A 25,686-nucleotide genomic window follows, 5' to 3' on the forward strand; every position below is an offset into this window, starting at 1 on the left:
GGATGATCGGACAGGATTTAGGCGGACGTTATGAAATTTTGACACGGATCGGCGGCGGCGGGATGGCGCTTGTTTATAAAGCGCATGACGTGCTGCTGAATCGTAAGGTCGCGGTAAAGGTGCTGCGGCAGCAATTTGTGCATGACGAGGAATTTATTCGCCGATTCCGTCGTGAAGCACAGTCGGCAGCTGCGCTATCTCATCCGAACGTCGTCAGCATTTATGATGTAGGACAAGAAGAGGATACGCATTATATCGTAATGGAATATATCGAAGGCCACAATTTGAACGAAATTATCCAAGAGCGTGCGCCGTTGCAGACAGATGAAGCGGTGCGCATTGCCATGCAGATTGCTGATGCTCTTGACCATGCCCATCAAAATCATATTATACATCGCGATATTAAGCCTCATAATATTCTTATAGGCAAAAACGGGCGAGTGAAGGTAACCGATTTCGGTATTGCGCGTGCGGTTACATCATCGACCATTACGCAGACGGGATCTGTTATTGGATCGGTCCACTATTTTTCTCCCGAGCATGCCAAAGGGGTAAACACCGGTGAAAAATCGGATTTATATTCGCTTGGCATCGTGCTTTACCAAATGCTTACGGCAAAGCTGCCGTTTCTGGGCGAAAGCCCGATCAGCGTTGCTTTGAAGCATCTGCAGGAAAATTTCGAGGAGCCGCGGGTCGTTAATCCGCATATTCCGCAAAGCGTAGAGAACGTTATTCTTAAAGCGATGCGGAAAAATCCGAGCGAGCGCTACGGCTCAGCCCATGAAATGCAGCTTGATTTGGATTCCTGCCTTCGTCCTGAACGATTGAAGGAGCCCAAAATAACGTTTATACATGTCAATGATATGGAAGAAACGCGCGTAATGCCTGCTATTCGCGGCGATATCCTTCCGGTAGACGCCAAAGAGCGCGATCGGCCGGCAGTTGCCGCGGTCGAAGAACAGCAGGAGAAAGAAACGGTCCCGAATTCAAAGGGCTGGAAAAAACCGCTCGCTGTAGTCGGTTTCACGCTCGCTTTTCTGGGCTTACTCATTTGGGGCTTTTTCTGGCTCCTGGGCGTACTTGATGTCGCTGAGGTCGACGTGCCTTACGTTGTGGGCAAGACAGAGACCGAAGCCCGGCAAATGATTGAAGGCGCGGGTCTAAAAGTGGAAGATCCTGTCGTTCATGAGCATAATAAAGAAATTCCGAAGGATCAGGTAATCAGTCAATCGAAGGCGAATATGAGGGTCAAGGAAGGCTCATTGATTCAAATTTCGGTCAGCGATGGGCCAGAGCTCGAGGAGTTAGGCAATTATGTCGGGAAATCTCTTCAAACTGCGATTGATGAGCTCGGAGCATTAGGCATAACGGAGGATCAGATCGTGATTGATCCGGTATTCAGCGAGGAAGAGCCGGATACGATTGTCCAGCAGTCGCCAGAACCGGGCGAACAGTACAATCCCGAATCCGTTGAATTCAATTTCATGGTCAGCAAAGGCCGCGAGACCGTTCCAATGCCGAACCTGATCGGCAAGAGCCTGAGCGAAGCGAAGGATTTGATTAAGGCAAACGAGTTGACGCTGGATGACGCTGATATTTTGTATGAGCCTAGCTATTTGCATCAGAAGGATTATGTCATTAGCCAGGATCCATACAAGCCGAAGGATCAAGTCTCCAAAGGGGCCAAGGTTTCCATTCGCGTAAGCTCCGGACCGCCGGCTGATGCGAAGGAGCATCAATTCAATATCACGATTTCACCTGCGGAAGCAGGCAAAACCAGCGAAGTTCGAATTGAATACTCCGATGCGCGCGGCGAGAATATTGAATGGGATAAACGTCAAATCAACAACACGCAGACCTTCCCTGTTACAGTTATCGTCGCACCCGATACGGAAGCCAGGGTAACGGTATACCGCGACAACCAGTTTATCGATACCAAAACGATCACTTACGAAGAACTAATGCAGGGTTCAAATTCATCCACCTTGACCATTCCGGGTGAAGAAGTGCAGGCCACAGAAGAGCCGACACAAGCGGAGGTTACCGAAAGCGATGAGCCAATTGAAGAAGAGCAGCAGCAAGAGCAGCAGCAAGAACAGCAGCAGCAGCCATAATAGCAAAGAGGATCATCTCAAAGGCACGATAGTAAAAGCGTTGAGCGGTTATTATTATGTGCGGGCGGATAACACAGCAGCGGATTCCATAACGGTCCAATGCCGGGCACGGGGCGTTTTCAAAAACAAAGGACTAACTCCGCTAGTGGGCGATGTTGTCATGTTCAGCTTAACGGAGAACGGGGAAGGCACCGTAGAGGAGCTTCTCCCCCGTTCGTCGGAACTTATTCGTCCTCCGGTCGCTAACATCGATCTTGCCATACTCGTGTTTTCGGTTACGGAGCCTGCACTGAATTTGCAGCTGCTTGATAAGTTTCTTGTCCATATCGAGCATGCCGGCATACCTGCGGTGCTTTGTTTAAGTAAACAAGATTTAGAAAACGACGGTTTAGAGACGGAGGAGGCGCAAGCTGCGGCTGCCTCCGTTAATCGTATTTACCGTCCGCTCGGGTATGAGGTATACGGGACGAGCTCTCGCCTTGGCGAGGGCATTGCACCGTTTCAAGAGCGGCTAAAGGGCCATCTGGCCGTATTTGCCGGTCAATCAGGCGTAGGGAAGTCCTCACTGCTTAATGCTATTGTGCCAGGCCTCCAGCTTGAGACCAATGAAATCAGCAATAGGCTGGGGCGCGGCAAGCATACGACCAGGCATGTGGAGCTGATTGAAATTGGCGGCGGTTTAGTCGCGGATACGCCAGGGTTTAGCCAGTTGGATTTCCAAGAGCTGGGGATTGAGGATTTAGGCTACTGTTTTGTTGAAATGCGCAAGCTTTCTCCAGACTGTAAGTTCCGAGGCTGCACGCATGTCCAAGAACCAGGCTGCGCCGTGCTCGCTGCGGTCGAAAGCGGGGAAATCGAGAAAAGCAGGCATGAGCATTATCTGCTTTTTTTAGCGGAAATGAAAGAGAAAAAACGGAGGTACTAACTACTATGACAATTATTGCTCCTTCCATACTATCGGCTAATTTTGCGCGGCTTGGGGAAGAAGTTCAAGCCATGGAAGCGGCAGGCGCGGATTGGATCCACGTGGACGTGATGGATGGACATTTCGTTCCCAATCTAACCTTCGGACCGCCGGTCATTTCTGCGATAAGGCCAGCTACAAAGCTGCCGTTTGATGTGCATTTGATGATTGAACGTCCGGAGCTATCCATTGCCGATTATATCGCAGCGGGCGCGGACCGGATTACGGTGCATGCCGAGGCCTGCGTGCATCTGCATAGAACGGTGCATTATATTAAGGAAAAGGGTTTGCCTGCGGGTGTAGCCATAAATCCGGCAACGCCGGTTTCTGTATTGGAGCCGATTTTGCATGATCTTGACCTTGTGCTTATTATGACGGTTAATCCGGGTTTTGGCGGGCAGAAGTTTATCCCTTATTCGCTCGTGAAATTACGGCAGCTCCGCGCGATGCTTGAGGAGCAAGGATTGGATGACGTGCACGTACAGGTGGACGGCGGCGTGAATTCGACTACGGCAGCGGTAATTCGCGAAGCCGGGGCTAACGTTCTTGTAGCCGGGAACGCCGTATTTTCGGAAGAGGACCGTGCAGCAGCCATTGCGGTATTGCGTTAGGGGCCGGGATGATGAATGAGCGATTAAAGACGACGTTTTGGCTTTTGGCCTATGCGTTTTTAGCTGGTCTAATGCTCATGTTGTTTACATTGATCGAGGATTTATATCGATTTCTTTTTTCATTGTTAGCGCTATACATAGGTATTCGTTTTTTTCGGAGATTTGAAACATTAGGACTTCGAATAGCATTCTTTGTCATGTCGATTGTATTTTTTCTGATATTCGCTGTTTTTTATTCGTTGATTATCTTCGTAAGAGATCACCCAGACACAATAATGGGCGCGTAATACGCTTACCTCCGCAGGCTCTCGATGGAATAGGACGAACTGAATACGCATAGGATGTTTACATGAGCGTAGGAATTTTGTCACGGATAAATTCGATGAGCGTGTCTGAGGAGGGATGGGGCATGAAATTTTATACAATCAAACTGCCTAAATTTTTGGGCGGATTCGTAAAGGCGATTTTGAATACCTTCCAAAAAAATTAGGTCAGACGCTGCAGGGCACCCTTCGGCCGTGATCGTGTAAAAGTAAAAGAAAAGCACCTGAGCGCTCAGGTGCTTTTGTCTATGGCCAAAGCCATCATTATACGCGGGTAACTTTACCGGCTTTCAGTGCGCGAGTGCTGACATAAACACGTTTCGGTTTACCGTCAACCAAAATGCGAACCTTTTGCACGTTTACGCCCCAAGAACGACGAGTTTTGTTGTTTGCGTGGGAAACGTTGTTACCTTTACCAGGTGCTTTACCTGTAAGAAAACATTTGCGGGACATGACTACACCTCCTTTAAATCTTGCGTGAGCAAAACTGATTCCATAAGAATGGCTCGTTATGCGTGAGGAAAACTTCATTCGTAAGCGAAATAACATTTAAACACACTTGAATATCGTATCATAAACATCGGTTCTGTTCAACCTAAATATACGGACAAAGCATTTCTTCCAAGCATTAAAAGCTCATTTTTCCTTAGAAAGACTGGATTTTCTGATCGGACTTCTATAAAGGAGCTGTTTATAGTACAATAATACTTAGTCCATAATATATACAGTAAGGGAGTGTATTTCCATGTCACTGCAGCTAAGCACCGAACTCGGTACCATACATGTCTCAGACCATTGCATAGCCATTATTGCCGGCTCTGCGGCCATGGATTGTTATGGACTTGTCGGAATGGCTTCACGCAAACAGCTGAAGGACGGAATTGCCGAGTTGCTCGGACGAGATAATTTAACTCGAGGCGTTGAAGTTAGACGGGTAAATGAAAAATTGCATATTGATCTCTACATCATCGTAAGCTATGGAACAAAAATTTCCGAGGTAGCGCATAATATTCAATCCAAAGTAAAATATGTGCTGAATGACGTGATTGGTCTACAAGTGGAAGAAGTCCATATAATTGTGCAGGATGTCAGGGTACTTAAGTAACAGGGAGGGAAATTTCGTTGAGTAAGCGCTTTATAAACGGATCTGATTTTGCCGCAATGGCACTGCTCGGCGCGGATTACTTACAGCGTAACGCAGAGCACGTTAACGCATTAAATGTATTTCCGGTGCCGGATGGCGACACGGGAACAAACATGAATTTAACGATGTCCTCCGGCGTTCGCGAGCTCCGCAGCAAACCGTCAAACAGCATTGGAAAGGCGACTGAGGCTTTATCCAAGGGGCTTCTGATGGGCGCTCGCGGTAACTCCGGCGTTATTTTGTCGCAGCTGTTCCGGGGTTTCTCCAGATCGCTAGCCGGTCTTGAAGAGGCGGGAACGGTACAGCTGGCCGCTGCTTTGCAATACGGTGTTGACCTCGCTTATAAAGCTGTCGTAAAACCAGTAGAAGGAACGATTCTTACGGTGGCCAAGGAAGCTGCCAAGCATGCCGTGCAATACGCCCGCAGAACTAACGATGTGGCTGAGCTAATGCAGGAGGTTCATCAGAAAGCATATGACGCGCTGCAGCGTACGCCTGATTTATTGCCGGTGCTGAAGCAGGTAGGCGTCGTCGATTCTGGGGGACAAGGTCTCGTATTTATTTACGAAGGTTTCTTACGCAGCCTTACCGAGGTGGATGGGCAGCTTGATTCCTATTCCATGGCTTCGGAAGCGGCTCCGCCTGAAGAGGTGGCTGTACCTACCGCTGTTCCTCCCGTTCGTAAGCAAGAGCCGACATCGGCGCAATCACGTTTATCGACGGAAGCTATCGAGTTCTTATATGATATGGAATTTTTTATCAATCGCAAGCTGGCCGGCAAAGCAGGAGCGTTTTTTGATGAATCCGCTTACAAACGGGCGCTTAGCAAAGACGGAGATTCTATTTTGGTCATAACGGAAGACGATATCATCAAGGTGCATGTGCACACGCGGAAACCTGGCGATGTTCTTAATCTATCGCTTCCTCACGGAGAATTAACCGATATCCATATCCTTAACATGCGTGAGCAGCATCGTGATTTGCTTGAGCATGAACAAGCGGATACGGACGTTGTGGACTTCTCGGCGGCTGAGCTGCTTGCAGGCCAAGCTGTTCAAGGAGTTCCGCCGGGACAAGTTTTCGAAAAGGCGCCTTTTGGCATTATCGCGGTCGCGTTAGGCGAAGGCATTGCCGATATTTTTCTAGAAAATGAAGTGGATACGGTGTTGTCCGGCGGCCAAACGATGAACCCGAGCACGGAGGATTTCGTAAAAGCGATCGAGGCGTTGTCGGCGGAGCATATTTATATTCTTCCGAATAATGGGAATATTATTTTGGCGGCAGAGCAGGCTGCCGAGCTTAGCGAGCGCAGTGTTACCGTAATCCCTACCCGTACGATTCCGCAGGGCTTGGCGGCAGTTCTTGCTTTTAAAGAAGAAGAAACGGCTGAGCGCAACAGCGTGTGGATGAAAAATGCCGCGGAACAGGTAGTTTCGGGGCAAGTAACAAAGGCAGTACGGGATACGACGATTGAAGGCGTGGACATCCGCGAGGGCGAATACATCGGCATTAAGGAGAAAACGATCGTTGTATCGGAAGCCGGCTTGCTGGAAGCCTGTCACGGGCTTATCGCGAGCATGCTTGACTCCGGTGGAGATTTGCTGACGATTTTATCCGGGGAGGAAGCGGATGCAACGGAAACGGCATCGCTTTGTGAATGGATTGGGGAGCAATATCCTGAGCTGGAGCTTGAGGTGCAAAAAGGCGGACAACCGCTCTATCCTTACGTATTTGCTTTAGAATAAAGATATGGTCGTTATAATGCGGGGAGGGTATGACAATGGGGAAGGTCCGTATCGTAACGGATAGCACGGCCGACATTCCGGATGAGGTTAAAGAGCGTTTGGGGATATCCATTGTTCCTCTTAAGGTGATATTCGGAGAAGAGACTTTTCTAGACGCGGTGACGATAAAGTCGGAGCAATTCTATGAAAAGCTGGCACAGTCCTCTGTGCTCCCTACAACATCGCAGCCATCGCCGCTTGAGTTCTCGGAAGTATACGGGCGGCTGCTCGCTGAAGACGCTGATTCTCCTATTATTTCACTTCATTTATCAGCGGCGCTGAGCGGCACCTTTCAGTCGGCAGTCATCGCACATTCAATGCTGGAGGAAGAATCGGATATTACGATTTTGGACTCCAGATCGGCTTCTTACGGATTTGGGATGCGTGTCGTGAAAGCGGCAGAAATGGCGCAAGCAGGGGAATCAAAGGAACGGATCATAGAGGCAATCGAGCAGCTTGAGCGCGATACGAAATTATATTTTCTTGTGGATACATTGGAATATTTGCAGAAGGGCGGACGGATCGGGAAAGCTTCGGCGCTGATCGGTTCGATCCTCAATATAAAACCGATTTTGTCATTGGAACCGGATGGTGTCGTGTATGCGGTTGATAAGGTGCGGGGCTCCAAGAAGGCGATGGCGCGTATCATAGAGCTGCTGAAGCAGACGTACGGCGATGAGCCGGTTGGGATGACAATGGCGTACTCTTTCCGCAAGGATACCGCAGAGGAGCTCTGTGAGCTTCTAAAGAGCCAATTCAATGTACGAGCGATTAACTGGACGACGATTGGCGCGGTAATCGGAACACACACCGGACCTGGCGCATCAGCCGTGTTTATGTACAGGATGTGATATTATGATGACGCTGGACCAAATTTCAGTTCGGCAAATCAAAGGCGTGAGTGCTCCTAAGGAACAGGAGCTTCACGCCTTTGGCGTTAAAACCGTTGCGGATATCCTCGATTATTTTCCGTTTCGGTATGAGGATTACCGCATTCGCGAGCTGACCGATGTCAAGGAAGGCGAAAAGGTAACGGTGCTGGGACATGTTAGGGGGATTCCCCTGTTGCAGCGCTATGGCAAAAGCAAATCAAGACTGACTTGTAAAGTAGAGATCGGACAATGGCTGGTCACGGCAGTATGGTTTAATCGGCATTTTCTGCAGGATCAGCTGACCATCGGCCGGGAGATTATGCTTACAGGCAAGTGGGAGCAGCAGCGCCTGCAGATGACGGTTTCAGACTCGGAATTTCCAGGCAGCGGTGGTGCGGCGAAGACGGGAACGCTGCAGCCCGTTTACTCCGTCGGGGGAAGCATTACGCAGCCCTGGATGCGCAAAACCGTCCGTCAAGCCTTGACACAATATGGAATGATGATCGAAGAGTTGCTGCCGCAGGAGCTTGTCCGCCAGCACGATTTGATGGCTAGACGGGACGCCGTGCAGCGCATTCACCTCCCTGATGATACGCAGGAAGGGCAGGAAGCTCGCAGAAGGCTGGTTTATGAGGAGCTTTTCTTGTTCCAGCTTAAGCTGCAGGCATACCGAGCGCTTAACCGCAAGCGCAATGACGGTATCGCACACCGTATCGAGAGCGAGACGATTCGTCAATTTGCCGCTACGCTGCCGTTTGAGCTGACGGATGCGCAGAAGAAGGTCGTTAACGAAATTTGCGTCGATATGAGAAGACCCTCCTGCATGAACCGTCTGCTTCAGGGAGACGTCGGTTCAGGCAAAACGGTCGTCTCTGCGATTGCTCTTTATTGTGCGGTAAAGTCGGGGCACCAAGGCGCTTTGATGGTGCCGACCGAAATCCTAGCCGACCAGCATATGCGATCGCTAACGAGGATGTTCGCAGAGCTCGGTATCCAGGTTGCCTTGTTGACGGGCAGTTTGACAGAACGCAAGCGGAGAGATGTACTCGCGGGGCTGCAAATGGGGATCATCGACATCGTTGTCGGCACGCATGCGCTCATTCAGGATGATGTTTTTTTCCGAAGCCTGGGACTTGTTGTCGTGGACGAGCAGCATCGTTTCGGCGTTAACCAAAGAAGCGTGCTGCGCCGCAAAGGGATGAATCCAGATGTGCTCACGATGACGGCTACTCCGATCCCGAGAACAATGGCGATTACCGCGTTCGGGGATATGGATGTGTCGACGATTCGCGAACGTCCGCACGGGCGAAAGCCGATCAAGACCTATTGGGTGAAGCATACCATGATGGAGCGAGTGCTTGGTTTTATTCGAAAAGAAGTAAACAAAGGCCGGCAGGCTTATATTATTTGTCCTTTGATTGAAGAATCAGAGAAGCTCGACGTTCAAAATGCGATTGATCTTTACGTGCAAACACAGCAGTCGTTTCCGGATCTGCGTGTCGGTTTATTGCACGGCCGGTTATCGGCAGCAGAGAAAGAAACGGTCATGGGTGACTTCGGTGCCAATGAAACGCATGTGCTGGTGGCGACGACCGTGGTTGAGGTTGGCGTCGACGTGCCTAATGCCACGCTTATGATTATTATGGATGCGGAACGTTTCGGCTTGTCCCAGCTGCATCAGCTGCGGGGACGGGTGGGTCGTGGCGAGCATCAATCGCATTGTATTCTTGTAGCCGATCCGAAATCGGAAACTGGACGCGAGCGCATGAAAGTCATGACGGATACGGACGATGGCTTTGAAGTATCCCGGCGCGATTTGGAGATTCGCGGTCCCGGCGATTTTTTTGGTACGAAGCAAAGCGGGCTGCCCGAATTCCGTTTAGCGGATATGGTAGCAGACTACGAGGTGCTCGAGATTGCTAGGGAAGATGCCGCCGAATTGACGGAACGCGATGATTTTTGGTCAAACGACTCTTATGAAAGAGTTCGCAGCGTATTGCGCAAAGATCAATTTTTTCAAGGTGAGCAGCTGGACTAGGCAATAATTATCTCCTTTCGGCATATAGTTTAACAATGTGACGGGATTGCCGGATGGAGGTGTCATGCCAGTGAGTTACCAAAATTATGGAATTCGGCCGCAGTTGGTCGAGCGCATCAAATACAAAATGAAAAACCCTGTAGTGAAGGACCGTATCAGGCAGCTGCTTGGAAATGTGACGAAGTATGATTTGCAGGATCGGCCAAAGGTGAGGAAGCTTGTGAAAGCAGCGGCCGTTATTTTGCAGGAGCAGCTTACGGATACGCAGGAAGATCAGATTGTCGCTTTCGTCATGGGGCAAAAGATCGATCCTAACAACACGTTTCACTTGTTGAAGCTTTGGGGAATGTTTCGCTGACCGCTTAAGGTCAGCGATTTTTTTTGTCTCTCGCTGCAGCCCTGGGACTCATCGTTTACCATAGCTCCAACTGCTCATCGGCTTTATAGTGTTCAATCAAAGAAGGCTCGTCATTGCGTACGCTTCCGACAGCAGCGGAAACTGTGTAAGCCTCGAGTTCGTCTGCCCGGTACGGCTTAAACAGAGGCGTAAGTACAGCGGTGTCTGTTATGGAACGATTCAGCCAGAGCTGCTCATCTTCAGGGCGCAAAATAACCGGCATGCGGTTATGTATGGGGGCAACGAGCTCGTTGGGTGTTGTCGTTAAAATCGTGCAGCTGTTGATTTTCGTTCCCTCAGGCGAGATCCATGTTTCAAAGAGACCGGCCATACTGAACAGAGCACGGCTCTTCAGCACGATTCGCATCGGCTGTTTCCCTTGTGCCGTCGCTTTCCACTCATAAAATCCGTCAGCCGGTATGAGGCAGCGCTTGCGCTGCAGCGGTTTCTGGAACGCTGGCTTGCCGGCCGCTGTCTCAGAGCGGGCGTTAAGCATCTGAAAGCCGATCTTCGGATCATCAGCCCATGGCGGAACAAGTCCCCATTTCAGCTCTCCTAACCGGTTGCTTTGCCCGTCGTTAATGATCGTCAGCACCTGCTGGCTCGGGGCAATATTGTATTTCGGACGATGAAACGGGATTAACGTCTCCCCAATCATATATCTAACCATCAGCTCCTCCAGCGTGACGGTGAGCGTATACCTACCGCACATGACTCTCGTCTCCTTCCTTTATGCTTGCTTTTATTATACATCGCGGCCAGCTGCGGCGCATATGTTGCTTACACGGTATGACGATTCGCAGGTTGGCAAATACTGGTTATATAGGATGATGCGGGCATTTGCTTCATATAGTCAATGACGTTGGACAGGGGCGTTTACAATGGGCAATAAGAATGGGGTACGAGCATACCGCCGATCATTCGGCTATTGGTTCCGGCAGCTGCTGGCGCTTCCTGGCGCGGCGTTTGACTATGCGGTCGGCAAATGGGCCGCTATGAGCGCATCGCATGCGATGATGGAGGAGGCGATCCCGCTTCAGCTTTCGGCTTCGGCAGTCGCGAAGCTAAAATATGCGTGGTCTAAGCAGATTACATTCCCTAGTCCTGCTATGGCAGAGGGCTGGCATGAACGGGATCTCGCTCTCATTGCACGGATACGCGACGAGACGGCAGTCTACAACCGAAATAATGTGACACGAACGGAAGCTTACCGTTCCGTATACTTCCGTACCCCAGAACTGCATTGGGCGCTGCTAGCCCACATAGTGTCCCGCAACGGCGGCTGGAATATGACAGATTTGCAGGGAGAGTGGCTTCCCTTGCTGCTGAATGCAGAGCAGAGGGAGGCAGTTTTTCGATTTCTGGAGAAGGCAAACGCTTTGATTTTTCAAGATGCGTATCCTCAGCTGCTGCTTTACGAATGGAGCCGGCGCGAGGGCAGGAGTTTGTTCCATCTGCTGCCTGCTTTTGGCGTATCGGCGTTCATGGCGCCGGTCTGGAAGCAGTTCTGGCGTGATCGCGACGCGGTGCCGCTTACGATTGCGTTAATCGTAAACGAGCAGCATTACATTGAGCAGCGGGTTGTACAGCATCCGTATTTTCGCGAAAAAGTGCTGCATACGCTATTTTTTGGACTGCAGTCCCTGCTTCAGCTGAACGGCGTTATTGTTCCTTACGGAACAGGGCAAGCAAGAGGTGAAGGAGCATCCGTGTTAAAGCTCTCCGGTCTTATTTTGGAGCAGTTCGAAAATTTACCGGAGCGGATTGAATTCGGCAAGCGTTTGTATGCGATGCTGTTTGGCATACCGCGCGTATATGATGGGGCACGATGCTTTGCCGGAGCGGTGAAGCATACGGGCTCGCGCGTGGACTACGCGCCGTATATGTTCTCGCGCGTTCGTCAACAGCTTCCGCATAGCGTGTATAAGGAGCGATTGCTTGGCGGGCGTTTGAAGCTGGGTGCCGAGCCGCTTTACAGCCCGGAGCTGGGCGCCGCGTGGAACGATCAGCCGTTAGAGGATCCGGAGCCTGGCGATTGGTTCAAATCGGTAAACCAGGTGTGGCCTTATTTTCAAAAGCTTCCTTTGCCTCATTCTTTCGAGATTACGAATGAATACGGTCTCATGCTGAACAAGATTGAGCTGGCGGTGCTTGCGATGCAGCGGGGGAAATGAAGTGAAATGATTCGAATATATGGCTCCATCAGTAGTTTTAGCCGATTTTTTTGTATTGACAACCATTTCCAATTAATAGATACTGAGTATATATACTCGGTATCTATTTTTTATAAGGGGGAAGGGCTTTGATACAAGCAAAGCGCATTCATAAGCAATATGAGTCGGAGGGACAAATACATGCTGTGCTAAAAGGACTTGAGCTTCATATTCAAAAAGGCGAGTTTGTTGCCATCATGGGATCGAGTGGATCTGGAAAAAGCACTTTGCTGCAGTTGCTTGGGGGGCTTGAACAGCTTACGGAGGGACAAATTCTTTTAGATAATGTAGATTTAGCCTGTTTGAATGAAAGGGAGCGCACATTATTTCGCAGACGGAAAATAGGTTTCGTTTTTCAAAATTATCAACTTCTGCCTACTCTTACTGTAGAAGAAAATATAGCTTTTCCGATGTATGCGGATGGGATGTCCAAATGGGAAGCAACAAGTCGCGTAAATATGCTGCTGGAGCAGGTCGGACTTGCCGACCGGGGAAAATCGTTTCCATCGAAGCTGAGCGGAGGCGAGCAGCAGCGAGTAGCGCTTGCACGCTCGCTCGCCTTAGGACCGCGGTTGATTCTTGCGGATGAACCGACCGGCAACCTTGACCGTAAACGGGGGCAAGAAATATTGCAGCTGCTTGCCAAACTTCATCGGGAGGATGGGTTGACGATCGTTATGGTTACGCATGACCTTTATGCCGCCGGTTTTGCCGATCGGATCATTACGATGCAGGATGGCCGTTTGGCACAGGAGGTAGGAAAGGCGGCGAAGAGCAGTGATCATCAATTCTTGGAAAATTGCATGGCGAAATTTAACGCGTAAGAAGCTTAGAACGCTTTTTGCATTTTTGGCGATTATGTTTGGCGTTGCGGCAATTTTAGCAGTGACCAGCACGGTAGAAACGACGAAACAAACGGTGTTCGATACGATAAGCACTTTTAATGCGAAAGCCCATATGCAGATCAAGGGTACGGACTCCATATTCGATTATTCCTTTAAAAAAGAGCTGGAGAGCAGTGAAAACGTTACACTCTCCGTAGCGCATCTAGCTCAGCCTGCACGTTTGGAACTAAGTTCCCTAGCCGTACTACCGTATGTCATTGACCCGAATACGAAAGCTTTGCTGCATGGATACAGCCGTTTTGACAGCGAGCTGCTTAGTTGGAAAACGGAGGAAGGCAGCCTGCAGATGCCAGGCCTGGTTGTAACAAAGAAAACAGCTGAAAAGTGGAAGGTGTCCATTGGCCAAGCTGTTTCTTTTCAAGTCGGAGGCATGCGGCGTGATATCGTCGTTTCCGCTATCGTAAGCGCAAATGATGATTTACCTTCTCCTTCCAGCTGGGATTCGACTCGCATAAGCCGCTGGCATGCAGCTGTTCCGCTTGATACGCTTCAGGCATGGACCGGTAGGATTGGATTAGTACAAGATGTACAGATCCGTGCTGCAGATGGAGCGGGAACGAAGGCGATGACTGAGCTGGAAGCCTTGTTAAAGCCTTATCCTGCGGTTTATTTGGATCCTATCATGATGAATGAAAATGATTTGCTTTACGGATTAGATGATATTTATACCGGTTTATATCTGCTTGGCGGTTTGGGACTGCTCATGGGTGCTTTAATTTTGTTCAGTTCGTTATATGTTAGCGTAGTGGAACGCCGCCGTGAATTTGCCGTGATGAAGACGATTGGATGCACATCGGGGCAGGTTGCTTCTATCGTGCTGCGTGAGGTTCTGCTTCTTGCCGTGCTTGGCACGGCTGCCGGCATCGTCCTGGGCATCGGGCTTGCATACGGTATGAACAGGTTATTTATGCAATTGCTGGATGATGTGAAGCTGGAAGGACAAGCCTTCTCCCTTTTGTCTTGGCAGGCGATCCTAATCGCTTCCGCGGCCGGATTAGTTGGTTCGTTGCTTGCAGCACTGGTTCCGCTCTACCGTGCTTCAAAGGTTAACGTATCTTATGTGCTCAGGCAATCAGTTGAAGGAAAGCCGGGATCGCATGGGGTTGGCTGGATCCTTATCGGGTCCGTGCTTATTGGCTGCGGATTCTGGTTATCTAGCCCCTGGCGGTTTCTGCCGCTTTTGGCTGGGTTGCTCCTTTTATTCCCGTATCTCATGCGAATAATCCAGCAACTGCTGAACCCCTTTGTCAGGTTTGTTTTCGGCTTTGAAGGAGTGATCGCTTCTGCCGGTATATCCAGACAATTCCGACGGATGTCTATGGTAGCATCGATCCTCTGCATGGGTCTTTCCTTTTTGTTAGTCATGGGTTTTCTTCGAGACGCCTTGACGCACAGCGTCGAACAGTCGGTGCGTGCGATGACTGGAGGAGATTTGGTGGTGAATACCGCAATCCCGATTACCGAGCAGGACCTGCAGGAAGTCAACGCATCTGAAGGTGTTGCGGGTGCCTCGGTGATCAAGGAGACAACTGCCATTTGGAGGGGCGAGGGTGCGGTAAGGAAAGTGAACATCGTTGGCGCAAAGGAACAATCCGACCAATTTATACCTATGTTTACTTCGGAGAAGTCAAGCGTAAAAGATATTGTTGAACATTTGAAGCAGCCTCATACGATAGCGCTTGGACATACGGTCTATAAGGCATGGGGCGGTAAAGTCGGAGAAAATATAACGCTGGACACCCCAAAAGGGACGCAAACGCTGCAGGTAGTTGCAGTAGTCAACGCGATAAGAGAAAATGGGAATATCGTTTTTGTTGCGGAGGAGCATATGCAGAATGAGTTTGAAATCGTTGACAGTTTAAGCGTAGCATTGCTGCTGGAGCACGGAATGTCACAGGAAGCCGTGAAACGGCAAATGGTCCTGCTGTTTGGGGAACGACTATCCGGCGTGCGGATGGCTGACGAGTATCTAGAGAGCCGCAGGGAACAACTCCTCCTACCGTTTACGATGATGAATATATTGATTGCTTTAATTGTACTCTTATCAGGTGTAGGCATTTTAAATACTCTCCTAATGAACGTGTTCGAGCGGACGCGGGAGTTCGGAACGATGCGAGCGATAGCAAGTACCCCCTGGCAGGTTCGGAAAATCGTCCTTTGCGAAGGGCTTATCATCGGTGTTTGCGCGATCGTAACAGCGATTGGCCTCGGTTTGTCGCTCTCTTATGCAATTTCGGCTGATCAGGTGATTGCCGGATTTTCATTAGCGTTCTTCATGCCTTGGTCGTGGATGATTATAGCTGCTGGTCTTGGGTTGTCCATATCGCTTATATCCGCCTATCTGCCAGCGGCAGTGGCTTCGCGCATTCCGTTAAATGAAGCCTTGCATTACGAATAAAGAAGGGTGGACGGCTTATGTCAATCAAACATGCCATACTTGGGCTTTTGTACCAGAAGCCGCGTCATGGCTATGAAATTAAAACGGAGTTTGAGCAGATGGTACACAAGCAATGGCCGCTTAATACCGGACAAATATACACGACTCTAGACCGGCTTGTCCGCGATTTGCTGGCAGAGCCTTTGGAGGGCGAGGGGCAGGACCGTAAGCCCTATAAAATAACGGATAAAGGAACAGATGAATTGCTCGATTGGCTGCTTCAGCCTGTCGAGCGTTCCTTGTTTAAGGATGAGTTCTATTTCAAGCTGCTTTGCGCAAAGAGAATTGATTTCGAGCAATGGCGCGGGATGATTGACGGTCAGAAGCGGGTGCTGCTTATGTCTGTGCTTGAAATGACGCATTTAAAAAATGAGCTGGACACGGAGCGTGATACAGCTATGCTGCTCTTGCTGGAAGGCAGCCTGCTTCATCTCGAGGCGGATATGAAATGGCTTGAGCTCGTTGATTCTCTCTATCATGCAGAGCCATAATCTTACAAAACATTGATTTTTTAAGCCTCTGAACAAATCCTAACTAAGGCAACAAGGAGGGCATGCGCTTCGACTGGAATAATGGTCAGGTTCAGACTTAAGTCGAGTACAAAACCATCCTGAAGGTTCAACTGCAAATCAAACCTGCGTCCGTTAAAAATGTAACATCCCTCCTGTAAAGTGAGAGTCATCAACTCATGGCAGGAAGGGTGTTTAAATTGAATAATCAAGCAGGTAGCGGACTGCGTCCGGCAGTCAAGTTTTTTGAAGGGGAGAAGTCCTTGGTGCTTACCGGACTGCTCGGATTTTTACTTGCGGTGATTTGCGGGGTATGGGGCATGCTGAACGGGGGAGCCGTAGCCCCGGAAGGGGATGTGTTGAAAGCATTTTCCTTTAATGCCGCGCTTGGCATATTTTTGCTATCCACGGCAGCGATCCTTCCATTTTCGGCAATGGGGGAGAAAGGTAAAGCATTTTTTCGGTGGTCTTATATTTTACTGGCGTTTTATTCCTATTTTGCGGAGACCGTTCAAAATTTCCGCGGTGTAAATCCGAGATTCGTACAGGACGGAACAGCCTTCGATACGGCTCTCGGTTCGATCTTTGGATTGGTTGCTCTTTTGCTGGTAGTGTTCTATCTCTTCTTAGCCATTCAATATTACCGTAAGAAGGTTTATCGGCTCCGCCCGGAGCTTGTGCTCAGCATTCGGTACGCCATGGTTGCGGTTATGCTCTCCTTTGCGGCAGGGATATGGATTTCCGTTAACCAAGGGCGGCTTGTCGGTTTGCACGGAAATATTATTTGGCTCCATGGACTCGGTTTTCATGCGCTGCAGGCGCTGCCTTTTGTAGCTTGGCTGACAGAACGCCAGTCGCTCACCTCTCCCGTTCGCCGCACGTCGATTCATATTTCCGGCCTTACTTATTTGCTTGGATTAGCATTGATCGGCTGGCAAACGTATCTCGGAAATTCCATTTTTGAATGGACGCTGCTTCCGGTTCTTGCCTCATGCTGTTTCCTCGCCGCATTAGTACCCGTTATCCTGATGCTGCGCCAAAAAAGTTACATCTCCAAAAGTCTGTAGCCGTCAGCGGCTTTGAAATCATCAAAATAATTTTCCGTGTGCGTGCAGTCAGGCAGCCTCGACCCTATATTCGGGCCAAGGCTGCCGTTTTTGTGGATGGGGCGGTTTCTCATTATTCCTGCACAGAGGCGCCTTCAATATCCTGAATCGGGAACCACTCGCCATCGACCATAAAACGGCCTTTCAGCTGGTCAATGCGTTCTACGATGCCGATGACCGTGAGCTCCTCGAGCGGGTGGAACAGACGGAGCGTAATCGGCTGCCGCTGCTGCAGCGACTCCGTCACGGAGCGGGCCACATGCTCCCATTCCTGCTCGTCAAGCTCTACGCGCTCCCGCTTCCGCAAAGCTTTCTCATGCTCATTAATCGCCACTTTGTGCTCGGGCAGCATCATGCGACTGGATTCCCAAATTCCGTTGCCTTCAAGCTTCTTTCTCATTTATAATGTCCTCCGATCTTCTCCGAGCGATGGAGCGCCTGACCGGCATCCGTAATGGACACTGCTCTCAAAATAACGGCGTCTCCGTATTTCCGCTTCAAGGCGTCCGTTGCTTTCTCAAGCGCCATCGTCTTCTCGCGCCTGGTGTCGAATAAAGAAAGCTGGTATTCGTCATCTTGGGAGAATTGCGACAGGCTGACGCCAACCTTCCGTACCGGATAGCCGTCCCAGTGCCGCAGCACCAGCTGGATGGCGGCGCGATAGACCTGATTGGTGATGTTCGTCGGATCGTCCATTTTCATCTGGCGGCTAAAGCCGGACGGCCGATCATAATCGGCGCCCATCAAGCCAACCGAAACGACATGCCCCATATACCCTTTGCCCCGGCAGCGCTGGCAGACGAGCTCAGTCAGCTCAAGAAGCACGACCTTGATTTCCTCGAGCTTTCCATAGTCGCGCGGCAGCGTCATCATATGCCCTACTGCCTTCGGAGCAACCTCATGCGTCCCCGGGGTGACGGGGCTATTATCGATTCCATTGGCGATATTCCAGTACAGCTCCGCATTAATATCCGAGTTTTTGCCAAGCTTGCGGCGCATCATCAGCTTTAGCTTATCGAGCGGCGTCGCGGCGAGCTTGCCGATTGTCTCCAGTCCCATGAACTGGAAATGCCTCGTCATCCGGCTGCCGACCATGAACATTTTGGAGATGGGCAAGGTCCATAGCGTTTCGGGGAGATTTTCCTTTGTTAAAATATAGATCCCGGAACCGTTTTTTTTCGCGTAGTTGTCGCAGGCCGTCTTCGCTAACATTTTGTTCTCTGCAATGCCGAATCGGGTGTATATGCCAAGCTCGGCTTGAATACGGGTCTGGATGTGATGCGCCAGCTCTTCCGGCGAGCCGTATAAATGGAGCGAGCCTGTCACATCGAGAAACTGCTCATCGATGGAATAGGGTTCAACGAGGTCGGTATAGGCTTGGTAAATGCGCGTAATCGTCATCGAAATGTCGATGTACAGCTGCATTCGCGGCTTGATGATGACTAAATTCGGGCATTTCGCAAGCGAATCGCCCAGCCGTTCGGCAGTCGTTACCCCAAATGACTTGGCGATGGGGCAGGCAGCCAAAATAATGCCCGACCTGCGCTCGGGATCCCCGGCGACGACGAGCGGCAAATCGCGATACTCGGGATGCTCCGACTTCTCCACAGATGCATAAAAGGATTGGCAATCCGCAAGCATAATAACTTTATTAGGAGACATCTCGGTTCACCAGCTCTGCCGCTAACACATTTGCCGAGAGAAAGACGCGCTGCGCGCCGGAGTCCAGGCAAAAGGCTCTGATATAGCCGTCCCTGACAGAGAGGACCCGGATTCTTCGCTTCGTAAACACTCCTTTTTTGCTTATATAAATGACATCAACGACACAACCGATCGTATTGAACCATTTTTCCAATGCCATGATGCTCCTCCTTCGGTATAAGAACGTCTGTTCTTATTATATACAGAACATGCGTTCTGATACTACAGGATTTTTGTGGTTATTTTTTACAAGGGCTGGTTGTTGATTTAATTCAGAAGAGCATGACCTCATTACGTTCCTGTTCTTTTATTACATAGTAAAGGAAAGATAGCTTTGAGCGAGAATATAGTATTTACAATATTTAGAATCTGATGAATGGTCGGAGTATACAATCCAGCTGAAGGGAGACCGGTAATTGGAAAGCAAAAAGAAAGTGGGGAAAAAAATAAAATGGCTGCTGCTTGTCATGCTTCTATTGCTTGCCGCCAATCCGTTTACCCTATCCGCGGGTTTGAACGATTACTCGTTAAAGAAGTTCAGCAGCCAATTGCCTAACGTTCCCTTACCTCCAAACACGATAGAAGCAGACTACGATGCGAGAGTGGGAGGTTTAATAGGCAATGGAGACAATTGTGATTTTCGGGCAGCTATTACCTATGAAACGGAGCTTAGCGAGGAGGAGATCCGCAGCCACTATAGGGGGCTCATGGCGCAGGGAGCCAGGGGCAACGGCAAGGTCGAAATAAAGGTATTGTTTAAAGAAACGAAATGGGCTCCGGGTCCCGATAAACGATACTATGAAATTTATATCCTCGACGAGGGATATAGTTCCGGATTCGATATTCGCTGCGCGTAAGGCCACGCCGCTAAGATTGCAATTCGTACTGCAGGGTGGAAATGAAATCAAATGGGGAAGAGGGCGGTTCGGACACGGACTGTCCTCTTTCCTATATCCTAAGATCATGCCGTACATATTTAAACCCATAATGCGGCAAAATAGAAGCAACATGGAAACGAAAGGTGCCATTATGAATAAACAAGACGCAGGTACGTTCACGCCGTTTAGCCCGTCGCTGCATGCAAACGTCGCAACGATTCGCGATCGCTTCGGCGGCAGTACGGATATCGTCATTCGGATGTTTCGCAGCGACGCGGCTCCGGACCGCGAGATTGCGATTATTTATGTGGATGGAATCGTGGACTCCGAGACCATAAACGAAAGTGTCATGGAGCCGTTAATGTCGATGAAGCTGCCTCAGCATGCGTACGTAAAGGGCGGAAAGCTGCTTGATGCGCTTCGCGGCTGCGTCGTTTCAATCGGCTCGGTGCTTACGATAAATACACTGGAACAAGCGCTGCAATTTATGACGGACGGGCTTTGCGTGATTATGGCGGACGGAAGCACAGAGGCGCTGATGGCTGACGTGGGCGGAGGGGAGCAGCGAAGCGTCACGATTCCCCAGACCCAGACGGTTATTCGGGGGCCGCAGCACGGCTTTGTGGAAAGCATTCGGACTAACATCAGCTTGATCCGCCGCATTATCCGATCCTCCGACCTTCATGTGCAGATGCATAAGATTGGCCGGCAAACCCATACCAACGTGGCCGTGCTGTATTTGCACGGGATAGTTGACGAAGGAATCGTGAAAGAGGTTTACCGAAGATTGGCGGATATCGAGATCGACGGCGTGCTCGAGAGCGGCTATATCGAAGAATTCATTCAAGATGAGACCTTTACGCTGTTTCCTACGATGTTGAATTCGGAGAGGCCGGATACGGTTGCGGCAGCGTTGCTTGAGGGAAGAGTAGCGGTGATGATCGACGGTTCGCCAATGGCCTTAATGGCCCCGACCACCTTTTTTACGTTTTTCCAGTCGCCAGAGGATTATTATCAAAGATTTGATATTGCCACATTCGTGCGGATCATCCGTTACGGCGCCTATGTCGTTTCCATTGTGCTGCCAGCCTTGTACATCGCGGTAACGACCTATCATCAAGAGATGCTTCCGACAACCCTGCTTATTAGTCTAGCAGCACAGCGCGAAGGCATTCCATTCCCGGGTCTCGTCGAAGCGCTTCTGATGGAGCTGACGTTCGAGGTGCTGCGGGAAGCGGGCCTGCGGATGCCGCGAGCCATCGGGCCTGCCATTTCCATCGTCGGCGCTCTCGTGTTAGGGCAGTCGGCCGTACAGGCGGGTATCGTATCTGCGGGGATGGTCATCATTGTCTCCTTCACGGCGATTTCGAATTTTGTTATGCCGGAATTCAATATGGCGGCGACCTCGCGTATTATCCGGTTTCTGTTCATGATTATGGCCGGTATTTTTGGTTTTTTCGGCATTTTTATATCGGTGCTGTTTATGCTGATCCATCTGACGTCGCTGCGCTCCTTCGGGGTGCCGTACATGTCTCCCTTGGCGCCGGGACCAACTAAACAAGGACCATGGAGAGACGTATTCATAAGGTTGCCATGGTGGGCGATTGTCCTTCGGCCGCTTGATTTAAACCTGCGAAATCCAAAGCGGAGGCCGAACGGGAAAAAGCCGCCGGCTCAGCGTCATTCCGATAAGGCTTAACGGGAGGGGAACGGCAATGAATAAATGGAGGCTGCTTCTGCCGCTGCTTGCATGCTTGCTGGCAACAGGCTGCTGGAACCGCGTGGAGCTGAACGATATAGCCGTTATTTCCGCATCCGGCCTTGACTGGAAGGACGGGAATTGGGTGATTTCGTACCAGGTCGTCATACCGCAGGCGATTTCCAGCCAAAGCGCTGCCGGCAACTCGGCCGCGGTCAATGTATTCTCAACGAAAGGCGAGAGCGTTCGAAGCGCGGTGAGTAAGGCGAGCCAGGAGACCTCGCGCCGGCTTTATTTCTCGCATACTCAAATTATCATCATAGGTCAAGAGGCTGCACGCAAAGGGCTGGGCCCGCTCCTCGACACCTATTTGCGCAATCATGACTCTCGCGAGACGGTAAGCGTCTATATAGCGAAGGGAAGCGCGCGGCGCATGCTGGAGCAGCTGATCCCGCTGGAGAAAATTCCAGGCGCTGCCATTCAACGGATGATTACCAATGAAGAAATGAACAGCTCCACCTTCCGTCAAATGACCATACATCAATTGCTGCTCGATTTACTGGGTACGACACATGCAACAAGCATACCTGGCCTGATTGTGTCGGGGGCGAATGAAAATATTGACCGGGCTGAGCAGCTGACGCATACTAGCACGCCCAGCAAGGTTAGATTGTTTGATCTGGCGCTGATTGCAGGCGATAAGCTGGTAGGCTGGATTGACAATGAGGAGAGTCTAGGCGTGATGTGGCTTACCGATCATGTGAAGAGAACGACGATCGCCTTTGCCTGCTCGGAGGACGGAGCGCAGAAAAGCTCCTCCGTTCGCATTATACATGCGAAGACCAAGCTTAGACCCGAACTTTCAAACGGCAAGTGGATTATGCATGTGAATGCGAGCGCGGACGGGGCGCTGATGGAATACAATTGCGAGGGCGACCTCGCGAAGCCGAAGCAGGTAGAGAAAATCGAGAGGCTCATAGAAAGAGAAATCACTTCCATAATAGAGCAGGGCTGGAAGGCCGTACGCAAGCAGCAGACCGATGTGGTTGGCTTTGGCAGCGCGATTCACAAAAAATACCCGAAGCAATGGTCAAAAATAAGCGATAGCTGGCCGGAGTTATTCCCAGACACGGAAGTAAAGGTATCGATAAAAGTGCGGTTGGATTCAACAGGCATGAGCGGAAGCGGATTTAAGAAAGAACAGAAAAAGGGCAGCCCATAAGCGGAAAGGAGAACGTATGCAGCAGATCGGAAAAAATCAGCTTTCTATTTTGATCGCCGTTTTTTTGATTGGCAGCACGCCTTTGTTCGAGCTAGGCATTCAGGCAAAGCAGGATGCTTGGATGGCGATGACGCTAGCCGCGTTTGCGGGACTGCTGCTTACGGTAATGTACGTGCGCATCCAGAAGCGTTCGCCCGAATCGGAACTTGCCGAGCTCTACATCATGCATTTCGGAAAATGGATCGGCGGTTTTATCGGATTTCTCCATGCTTTATGGTTTGCTTACGAATCGATGCGAAACGTACGGGATGTAGGAGAGCTTACGATGATGGCGCTGCTTACCTTTACGCCGAAATGGATTGTTATGCTGCTTATCCTGAGCGCTGCGGCTTATACCGTCAGCAAGGGGATTGAAGTATTTGTCCGCGTCGTGCAGCTGTTGTTTCCGATCGTAGCCCTTAGCTATGCATCCATTCTTTTGCTGATTTTCATTTCGAGACTGCCTAAATTGTCGCAATTGTTACCGATATTGGAAAATGGCTTCGGTCCGGTTATAAAGGCGGCATTTCCGGATTTATTGTCCTTTCCTTTTGGGCAAATGGTCATTTTCCTCGTTTTTTGGAAGCATGTGAGCGAGAAAAAAATTATCGGACGCGCCTCCTATTGGGCTTTTATCGGGGTATCGTCTTTTCTTATCCTCATGAATTCTCTCGTCATGTGCGTATTAGGCCCAGAGCTTGCCGCCATTACGGCGCTGCCGCTGCTTGAGGTCGTTCAATTGATTAGACTGGCTAACTTTCTGGAGCGGCTTGATGTCATTGTGACGCTGCTGCTTTTTATCGGTCTTTATGTCAAAATGACCGCGCTGTATATGGCGGCGGTATTCACGTTGAAGACGGTAACAGGCATAGCGTACCGCTACTGCGTGCTGCCGGTCGGACTCGTCATCTATGGCGCGTCGTTCCTGGAACCGAATAATACGTATCACATCTGGATCGGGCTCGATATTACGCTGAAGATCGTTCCTTTATTCCAGGTTATCCTGCCATTCCTGATGCTTGTGGCAGGTATAAGGAAAAAATATAAACAAGCCGCATAGACCGCAATAGCCGCCCTGCATCTCTCACCGAAACGGCTGCGCCGACATATTTTATGGGTACAGCTTGAAATATAAGCAATAAAACGACATCAAACCGTGCTTATATTTTATCGCGAAACGGGCTTATGCCGCCAAAGGACTGCGTGAGCCGTTTACGCTTGCTTGAGGGGGATACATGCGTGAGCGATGCCAGTGGTTGCATAACCAGCATCATTCTTGTTACCTGCAATAAGCTTGACTATACGAAGCAATGCGTGGAGAGCATTCGGAGGCATACGCAGCGGGGCTGCTATGAGCTGATTATTGTAGATAACGGGTCGACGGATGACACGGTGGATTGGGCTAAAAGCGAAAGCGACATCATTTTTATTGAAAACGAAAGCGCGGCAGGTTCACCAAGAGGCAGCAATCCAGGCATTGCAGCGGCCTCGGGCGATCTGTTAATGCTGCTCGATAACGATACCATCGTTACGCCAGGCTGGCTTGATGGATTAAAACGCTGCATGTTCAGCGACGGTCAAATCGGCGCTGTGAGTCCCGTTACGAACGCGGCCCCTTCGGGAACGGCTATTCCGGTTACGTATAACAGTGTGGAGGAAATGGAGCTGTTCGCTTCCGCGCTGCATGCGATACCCGACCGTACGAGATGGGAGGAGCGCGTAAGGCCGGCGGGCTACTGCCTGCTGATGCGGCGCGAGGCTTGGGAGCGGGTCGGACCGCTTGACGAGAGCTTCGGAAACGGCGGTTTTAGGAATGACGATTACGGACTGCGGCTGCGGTTGGCAGGCTATAAGCTCATCGTATGCGGCGATGTTTTTATTCATCGTTCCGGCTCAGGCGGCATTGCCGGCAGCTCCGGTCCCGAGTCGTACCAGCGGACTTTTAAGGAAGACGCGAAAGTTTTTATGGCAAAATGGGGCTTTCTTCCGGAAGAAGCAGCGCATATACGATTGGATTTCAGTACCGTTATCCAGCGGGAATCGCATGAGTTTAGGCGCGAGGATTGCTCCATCCTGGAAATTGGCTGCGGCTGCGGAGCGACGATTCTCCATATGAAGCAGCTGTTTCCGGCAGCCAAATGGTATGGCGTCGAACGAAATGAGGTGGCGGCAGCCATTGCCGAAGCTTCGGGCATTTCGGTGTTCCGCTCAAACGAGCCGGCGCATTGGACGATACCAGCCGAAGGCGTAGACGGGATTATGATCGGGGATGCCCATGCTTACGGGAAGCCGCGGGCGATGGGACGGCTCGTCCGTATGCTGAAGCCCGGCGGCTGGATTATCGGGTGTTTCGCGAACCGTTTGTATTTCGAGAACATCAGGCAATATTTAGACCCTTCGAATGTTAAAGCCCAGCGCCAAGCGGCTGTCCAGTATACGACGCAGCAGGTCAACCGGTTATTTGCGCTGGCTGGCCTCTCCTACGTTAAGGTAACGCTCTCCGAAAATATACCGAAGGATCAGCTCGCTTATATTCGGCTGCTGGAGCAGGTAACGGACGGGGCGATATCGAATGAGCTGACCGCCGCTCATCTCCTTGTATATGGCCGCGTCGCTCGTGCTGCCTGCCGGCAGGATGGAGTTAAAAAAGAAGCGCCTGCCGGACCGGAGAGCAGCGATCCGGAATCGGATGCAGCGGAAATCGTTCGATGATACCGGGTTTCCCTCGAT

Annotated in this window: 24 protein-coding genes; 19 read left to right on the forward strand and 5 right to left on the reverse strand. The window is 50.5% G+C overall.

Going from position 1 to position 25,686, the window contains the following annotated elements:
- The first annotated feature begins 2 nt into the window (after positions 1-2).
- From pknB to spoVM, 4 genes are all read left to right on the forward strand, one after another.
- Positions 3-2,114: a Stk1 family PASTA domain-containing Ser/Thr kinase gene (gene pknB / locus ACN6MW_RS27760; protein WP_419873027.1), complete on the forward strand. Its 2,112-nt coding sequence runs from the start codon at positions 3-5 to the stop codon at positions 2,112-2,114.
- Positions 2,053-3,039, forward strand: coding sequence for a ribosome small subunit-dependent GTPase A (rsgA, locus tag ACN6MW_RS27765; RefSeq protein ID WP_419873028.1), 987 nt, complete (start codon positions 2,053-2,055; stop codon positions 3,037-3,039). The genes pknB and rsgA overlap by 62 nt, the downstream gene beginning before the upstream one ends.
- 5 nt (positions 3,040-3,044) lie before the next feature.
- A complete protein-coding gene (gene rpe / locus ACN6MW_RS27770; RefSeq protein ID WP_419873029.1) occupies positions 3,045-3,689 on the forward strand; it encodes a ribulose-phosphate 3-epimerase in 645 nt (214 codons plus the stop codon).
- A gap of 409 nt (positions 3,690-4,098) precedes the next feature.
- Positions 4,099-4,179 carry a stage V sporulation protein SpoVM gene (spoVM, locus tag ACN6MW_RS27775; protein WP_010345573.1) on the forward strand — a complete coding sequence of 27 codons (81 nt, stop codon included), beginning with the start codon at positions 4,099-4,101 and terminating at the stop codon, positions 4,177-4,179.
- 97 nt (positions 4,180-4,276) lie between these two features.
- On the opposite strand, the gene rpmB is transcribed toward spoVM, so the two are convergent.
- Positions 4,277-4,465 (reverse strand): 50S ribosomal protein L28, encoded by a 189-nt coding sequence (gene rpmB, locus ACN6MW_RS27780; RefSeq protein WP_053375639.1) that lies wholly within the window; start codon positions 4,463-4,465, stop codon positions 4,277-4,279.
- Positions 4,466-4,757: 292 nt separating this feature from the next.
- On the opposite strand from rpmB, the gene ACN6MW_RS27785 reads away from it, so the two are divergent.
- The 5 genes from ACN6MW_RS27785 to ACN6MW_RS27805 all read left to right on the forward strand — a co-directional run bounded on the left by ACN6MW_RS27785 (position 4,758) and on the right by ACN6MW_RS27805 (position 10,208).
- The gene (locus ACN6MW_RS27785) at positions 4,758-5,117 is read left to right on the forward strand and encodes an Asp23/Gls24 family envelope stress response protein (RefSeq protein WP_364140766.1); all 360 of its coding nucleotides are present in this window, start codon (positions 4,758-4,760) and stop codon (positions 5,115-5,117) included.
- Positions 5,118-5,173: 56 nt separating this feature from the next.
- Complete coding sequence (locus ACN6MW_RS27790; protein ID WP_419876465.1) at positions 5,174-6,901, forward strand: DAK2 domain-containing protein; 1,728 nt, start codon at positions 5,174-5,176, stop codon at positions 6,899-6,901.
- 35 nt (positions 6,902-6,936) lie between these two features.
- Positions 6,937-7,791, forward strand: coding sequence for a DegV family protein (locus ACN6MW_RS27795; RefSeq protein ID WP_419873030.1), 855 nt, complete (start codon positions 6,937-6,939; stop codon positions 7,789-7,791).
- 7 nt (positions 7,792-7,798) lie between these two features.
- Complete coding sequence (gene recG / locus ACN6MW_RS27800) at positions 7,799-9,850, forward strand: ATP-dependent DNA helicase RecG (RefSeq protein ID WP_419876466.1); 2,052 nt, start codon at positions 7,799-7,801, stop codon at positions 9,848-9,850.
- A 70-nt stretch (positions 9,851-9,920) separates the two neighbouring features.
- Positions 9,921-10,208 (forward strand): stage VI sporulation protein F, encoded by a 288-nt coding sequence (locus ACN6MW_RS27805; RefSeq protein ID WP_183561882.1) that lies wholly within the window; start codon positions 9,921-9,923, stop codon positions 10,206-10,208.
- A gap of 55 nt (positions 10,209-10,263) precedes the next feature.
- Here the strand turns inward: ACN6MW_RS27805 and ACN6MW_RS27810 are convergent, their stop codons facing one another.
- Positions 10,264-10,959 carry an SOS response-associated peptidase gene (locus ACN6MW_RS27810; protein WP_419873031.1) on the reverse strand — a complete coding sequence of 232 codons (696 nt, stop codon included), beginning with the start codon at positions 10,957-10,959 and terminating at the stop codon, positions 10,264-10,266.
- A 169-nt stretch (positions 10,960-11,128) separates the two neighbouring features.
- Here ACN6MW_RS27810 and ACN6MW_RS27815 point away from each other — a divergent pair, with 169 nt between their 5' ends.
- From ACN6MW_RS27815 to ACN6MW_RS27835, 5 genes are all read left to right on the forward strand, one after another.
- Positions 11,129-12,421 (forward strand): DUF2515 domain-containing protein, encoded by a 1,293-nt coding sequence (locus tag ACN6MW_RS27815; protein ID WP_419873032.1) that lies wholly within the window; start codon positions 11,129-11,131, stop codon positions 12,419-12,421.
- 128 nt (positions 12,422-12,549) lie between these two features.
- On the forward strand, positions 12,550-13,284 hold the full coding sequence (locus ACN6MW_RS27820) for an ABC transporter ATP-binding protein (RefSeq protein ID WP_419873033.1): 735 nt from the start codon (positions 12,550-12,552) through the stop codon (positions 13,282-13,284).
- A complete protein-coding gene (locus ACN6MW_RS27825) occupies positions 13,238-15,763 on the forward strand; it encodes an FtsX-like permease family protein (RefSeq protein ID WP_419873034.1) in 2,526 nt (841 codons plus the stop codon). Before ACN6MW_RS27820 ends, ACN6MW_RS27825 begins: the two co-directional genes overlap by 47 nt.
- A 17-nt stretch (positions 15,764-15,780) precedes the next feature.
- On the forward strand, positions 15,781-16,293 hold the full coding sequence (locus ACN6MW_RS27830) for a PadR family transcriptional regulator (RefSeq protein WP_419873035.1): 513 nt from the start codon (positions 15,781-15,783) through the stop codon (positions 16,291-16,293).
- Positions 16,294-16,511: 218 nt separating this feature from the next.
- On the forward strand, positions 16,512-17,378 hold the full coding sequence (locus ACN6MW_RS27835; protein WP_419873036.1) for a hypothetical protein: 867 nt from the start codon (positions 16,512-16,514) through the stop codon (positions 17,376-17,378).
- A gap of 112 nt (positions 17,379-17,490) precedes the next feature.
- On the opposite strand, the gene ACN6MW_RS27840 is transcribed toward ACN6MW_RS27835, so the two are convergent.
- From ACN6MW_RS27840 to ACN6MW_RS27850, 3 genes are read right to left on the reverse strand one after another with little or no spacing between them, the layout of a single operon-like run.
- Positions 17,491-17,817, reverse strand: a complete 327-nt coding sequence (locus ACN6MW_RS27840) for a YolD-like family protein (RefSeq protein WP_419873037.1) — start codon at positions 17,815-17,817, stop codon at positions 17,491-17,493.
- Positions 17,814-19,079, reverse strand: coding sequence for a DNA polymerase IV (locus ACN6MW_RS27845; protein WP_419873038.1), 1,266 nt, complete (start codon positions 19,077-19,079; stop codon positions 17,814-17,816). The genes ACN6MW_RS27840 and ACN6MW_RS27845 overlap by 4 nt, the downstream gene beginning before the upstream one ends.
- Positions 19,069-19,278, reverse strand: a complete 210-nt coding sequence (locus ACN6MW_RS27850) for a hypothetical protein (RefSeq protein ID WP_419873039.1) — start codon at positions 19,276-19,278, stop codon at positions 19,069-19,071. The genes ACN6MW_RS27845 and ACN6MW_RS27850 overlap by 11 nt, the downstream gene beginning before the upstream one ends.
- A 256-nt stretch (positions 19,279-19,534) precedes the next feature.
- On the opposite strand from ACN6MW_RS27850, the gene ACN6MW_RS27855 reads away from it, so the two are divergent.
- From ACN6MW_RS27855 to ACN6MW_RS27875, 5 genes are all read left to right on the forward strand, one after another.
- Positions 19,535-19,975 (forward strand): hypothetical protein, encoded by a 441-nt coding sequence (locus ACN6MW_RS27855; protein WP_419873040.1) that lies wholly within the window; start codon positions 19,535-19,537, stop codon positions 19,973-19,975.
- Between the two features lie 172 nt (positions 19,976-20,147).
- On the forward strand, positions 20,148-21,695 hold the full coding sequence (locus ACN6MW_RS27860; protein ID WP_419873041.1) for a spore germination protein: 1,548 nt from the start codon (positions 20,148-20,150) through the stop codon (positions 21,693-21,695).
- A gap of 16 nt (positions 21,696-21,711) precedes the next feature.
- The gene (locus tag ACN6MW_RS27865; RefSeq protein ID WP_419873042.1) at positions 21,712-22,917 is read left to right on the forward strand and encodes a Ger(x)C family spore germination protein; all 1,206 of its coding nucleotides are present in this window, start codon (positions 21,712-21,714) and stop codon (positions 22,915-22,917) included.
- A 16-nt stretch (positions 22,918-22,933) separates the two neighbouring features.
- On the forward strand, positions 22,934-24,016 hold the full coding sequence (locus ACN6MW_RS27870; RefSeq protein WP_419873043.1) for a GerAB/ArcD/ProY family transporter: 1,083 nt from the start codon (positions 22,934-22,936) through the stop codon (positions 24,014-24,016).
- 179 nt (positions 24,017-24,195) lie between these two features.
- Positions 24,196-25,668 carry a glycosyltransferase gene (locus ACN6MW_RS27875; protein WP_419873044.1) on the forward strand — a complete coding sequence of 491 codons (1,473 nt, stop codon included), beginning with the start codon at positions 24,196-24,198 and terminating at the stop codon, positions 25,666-25,668.
- Positions 25,669-25,686 lie beyond the last annotated feature (18 nt).

This window comes from Pristimantibacillus sp. PTI5 (assembly GCF_048572955.1).
Taxonomy (GTDB): Bacteria; Bacillota; Bacilli; order Paenibacillales; family Paenibacillaceae; genus Pristimantibacillus.

Excerpts from the sequence above, each read along its gene's own strand:
- pknB (WP_419873027.1), top strand. The coding sequence starts at position 3 with ATGATCGGACAGGATTTAGGCGGACGTTATGAAATTTTGACACGGATC.
- rsgA (WP_419873028.1), top strand. The coding sequence starts at position 2,053 with ATGAGCCAATTGAAGAAGAGCAGCAGCAAGAGCAGCAGCAAGAACAGC.
- rpe (WP_419873029.1), top strand. The coding sequence starts at position 3,045 with ATGACAATTATTGCTCCTTCCATACTATCGGCTAATTTTGCGCGGCTT.
- spoVM (WP_010345573.1), top strand. The coding sequence starts at position 4,099 with ATGAAATTTTATACAATCAAACTGCCTAAATTTTTGGGCGGATTCGTA.
- rpmB (WP_053375639.1), bottom strand. The coding sequence starts at position 4,465 with ATGTCCCGCAAATGTTTTCTTACAGGTAAAGCACCTGGTAAAGGTAAC.
- ACN6MW_RS27785 (WP_364140766.1), top strand. The coding sequence starts at position 4,758 with ATGTCACTGCAGCTAAGCACCGAACTCGGTACCATACATGTCTCAGAC.
- ACN6MW_RS27790 (WP_419876465.1), top strand. The coding sequence starts at position 5,174 with ATGGCACTGCTCGGCGCGGATTACTTACAGCGTAACGCAGAGCACGTT.
- ACN6MW_RS27795 (WP_419873030.1), top strand. The coding sequence starts at position 6,937 with ATGGGGAAGGTCCGTATCGTAACGGATAGCACGGCCGACATTCCGGAT.
- recG (WP_419876466.1), top strand. The coding sequence starts at position 7,799 with ATGACGCTGGACCAAATTTCAGTTCGGCAAATCAAAGGCGTGAGTGCT.
- ACN6MW_RS27810 (WP_419873031.1), bottom strand. The coding sequence starts at position 10,959 with ATGTGCGGTAGGTATACGCTCACCGTCACGCTGGAGGAGCTGATGGTT.
- ACN6MW_RS27815 (WP_419873032.1), top strand. The coding sequence starts at position 11,129 with ATGGGCAATAAGAATGGGGTACGAGCATACCGCCGATCATTCGGCTAT.
- ACN6MW_RS27830 (WP_419873035.1), top strand. The coding sequence starts at position 15,781 with ATGTCAATCAAACATGCCATACTTGGGCTTTTGTACCAGAAGCCGCGT.
- ACN6MW_RS27840 (WP_419873037.1), bottom strand. The coding sequence starts at position 17,817 with ATGAGAAAGAAGCTTGAAGGCAACGGAATTTGGGAATCCAGTCGCATG.
- ACN6MW_RS27845 (WP_419873038.1), bottom strand. The coding sequence starts at position 19,079 with ATGTCTCCTAATAAAGTTATTATGCTTGCGGATTGCCAATCCTTTTAT.
- ACN6MW_RS27850 (WP_419873039.1), bottom strand. The coding sequence starts at position 19,278 with ATGGCATTGGAAAAATGGTTCAATACGATCGGTTGTGTCGTTGATGTC.
- ACN6MW_RS27860 (WP_419873041.1), top strand. The coding sequence starts at position 20,148 with ATGAATAAACAAGACGCAGGTACGTTCACGCCGTTTAGCCCGTCGCTG.
- ACN6MW_RS27865 (WP_419873042.1), top strand. The coding sequence starts at position 21,712 with ATGAATAAATGGAGGCTGCTTCTGCCGCTGCTTGCATGCTTGCTGGCA.
- ACN6MW_RS27870 (WP_419873043.1), top strand. The coding sequence starts at position 22,934 with ATGCAGCAGATCGGAAAAAATCAGCTTTCTATTTTGATCGCCGTTTTT.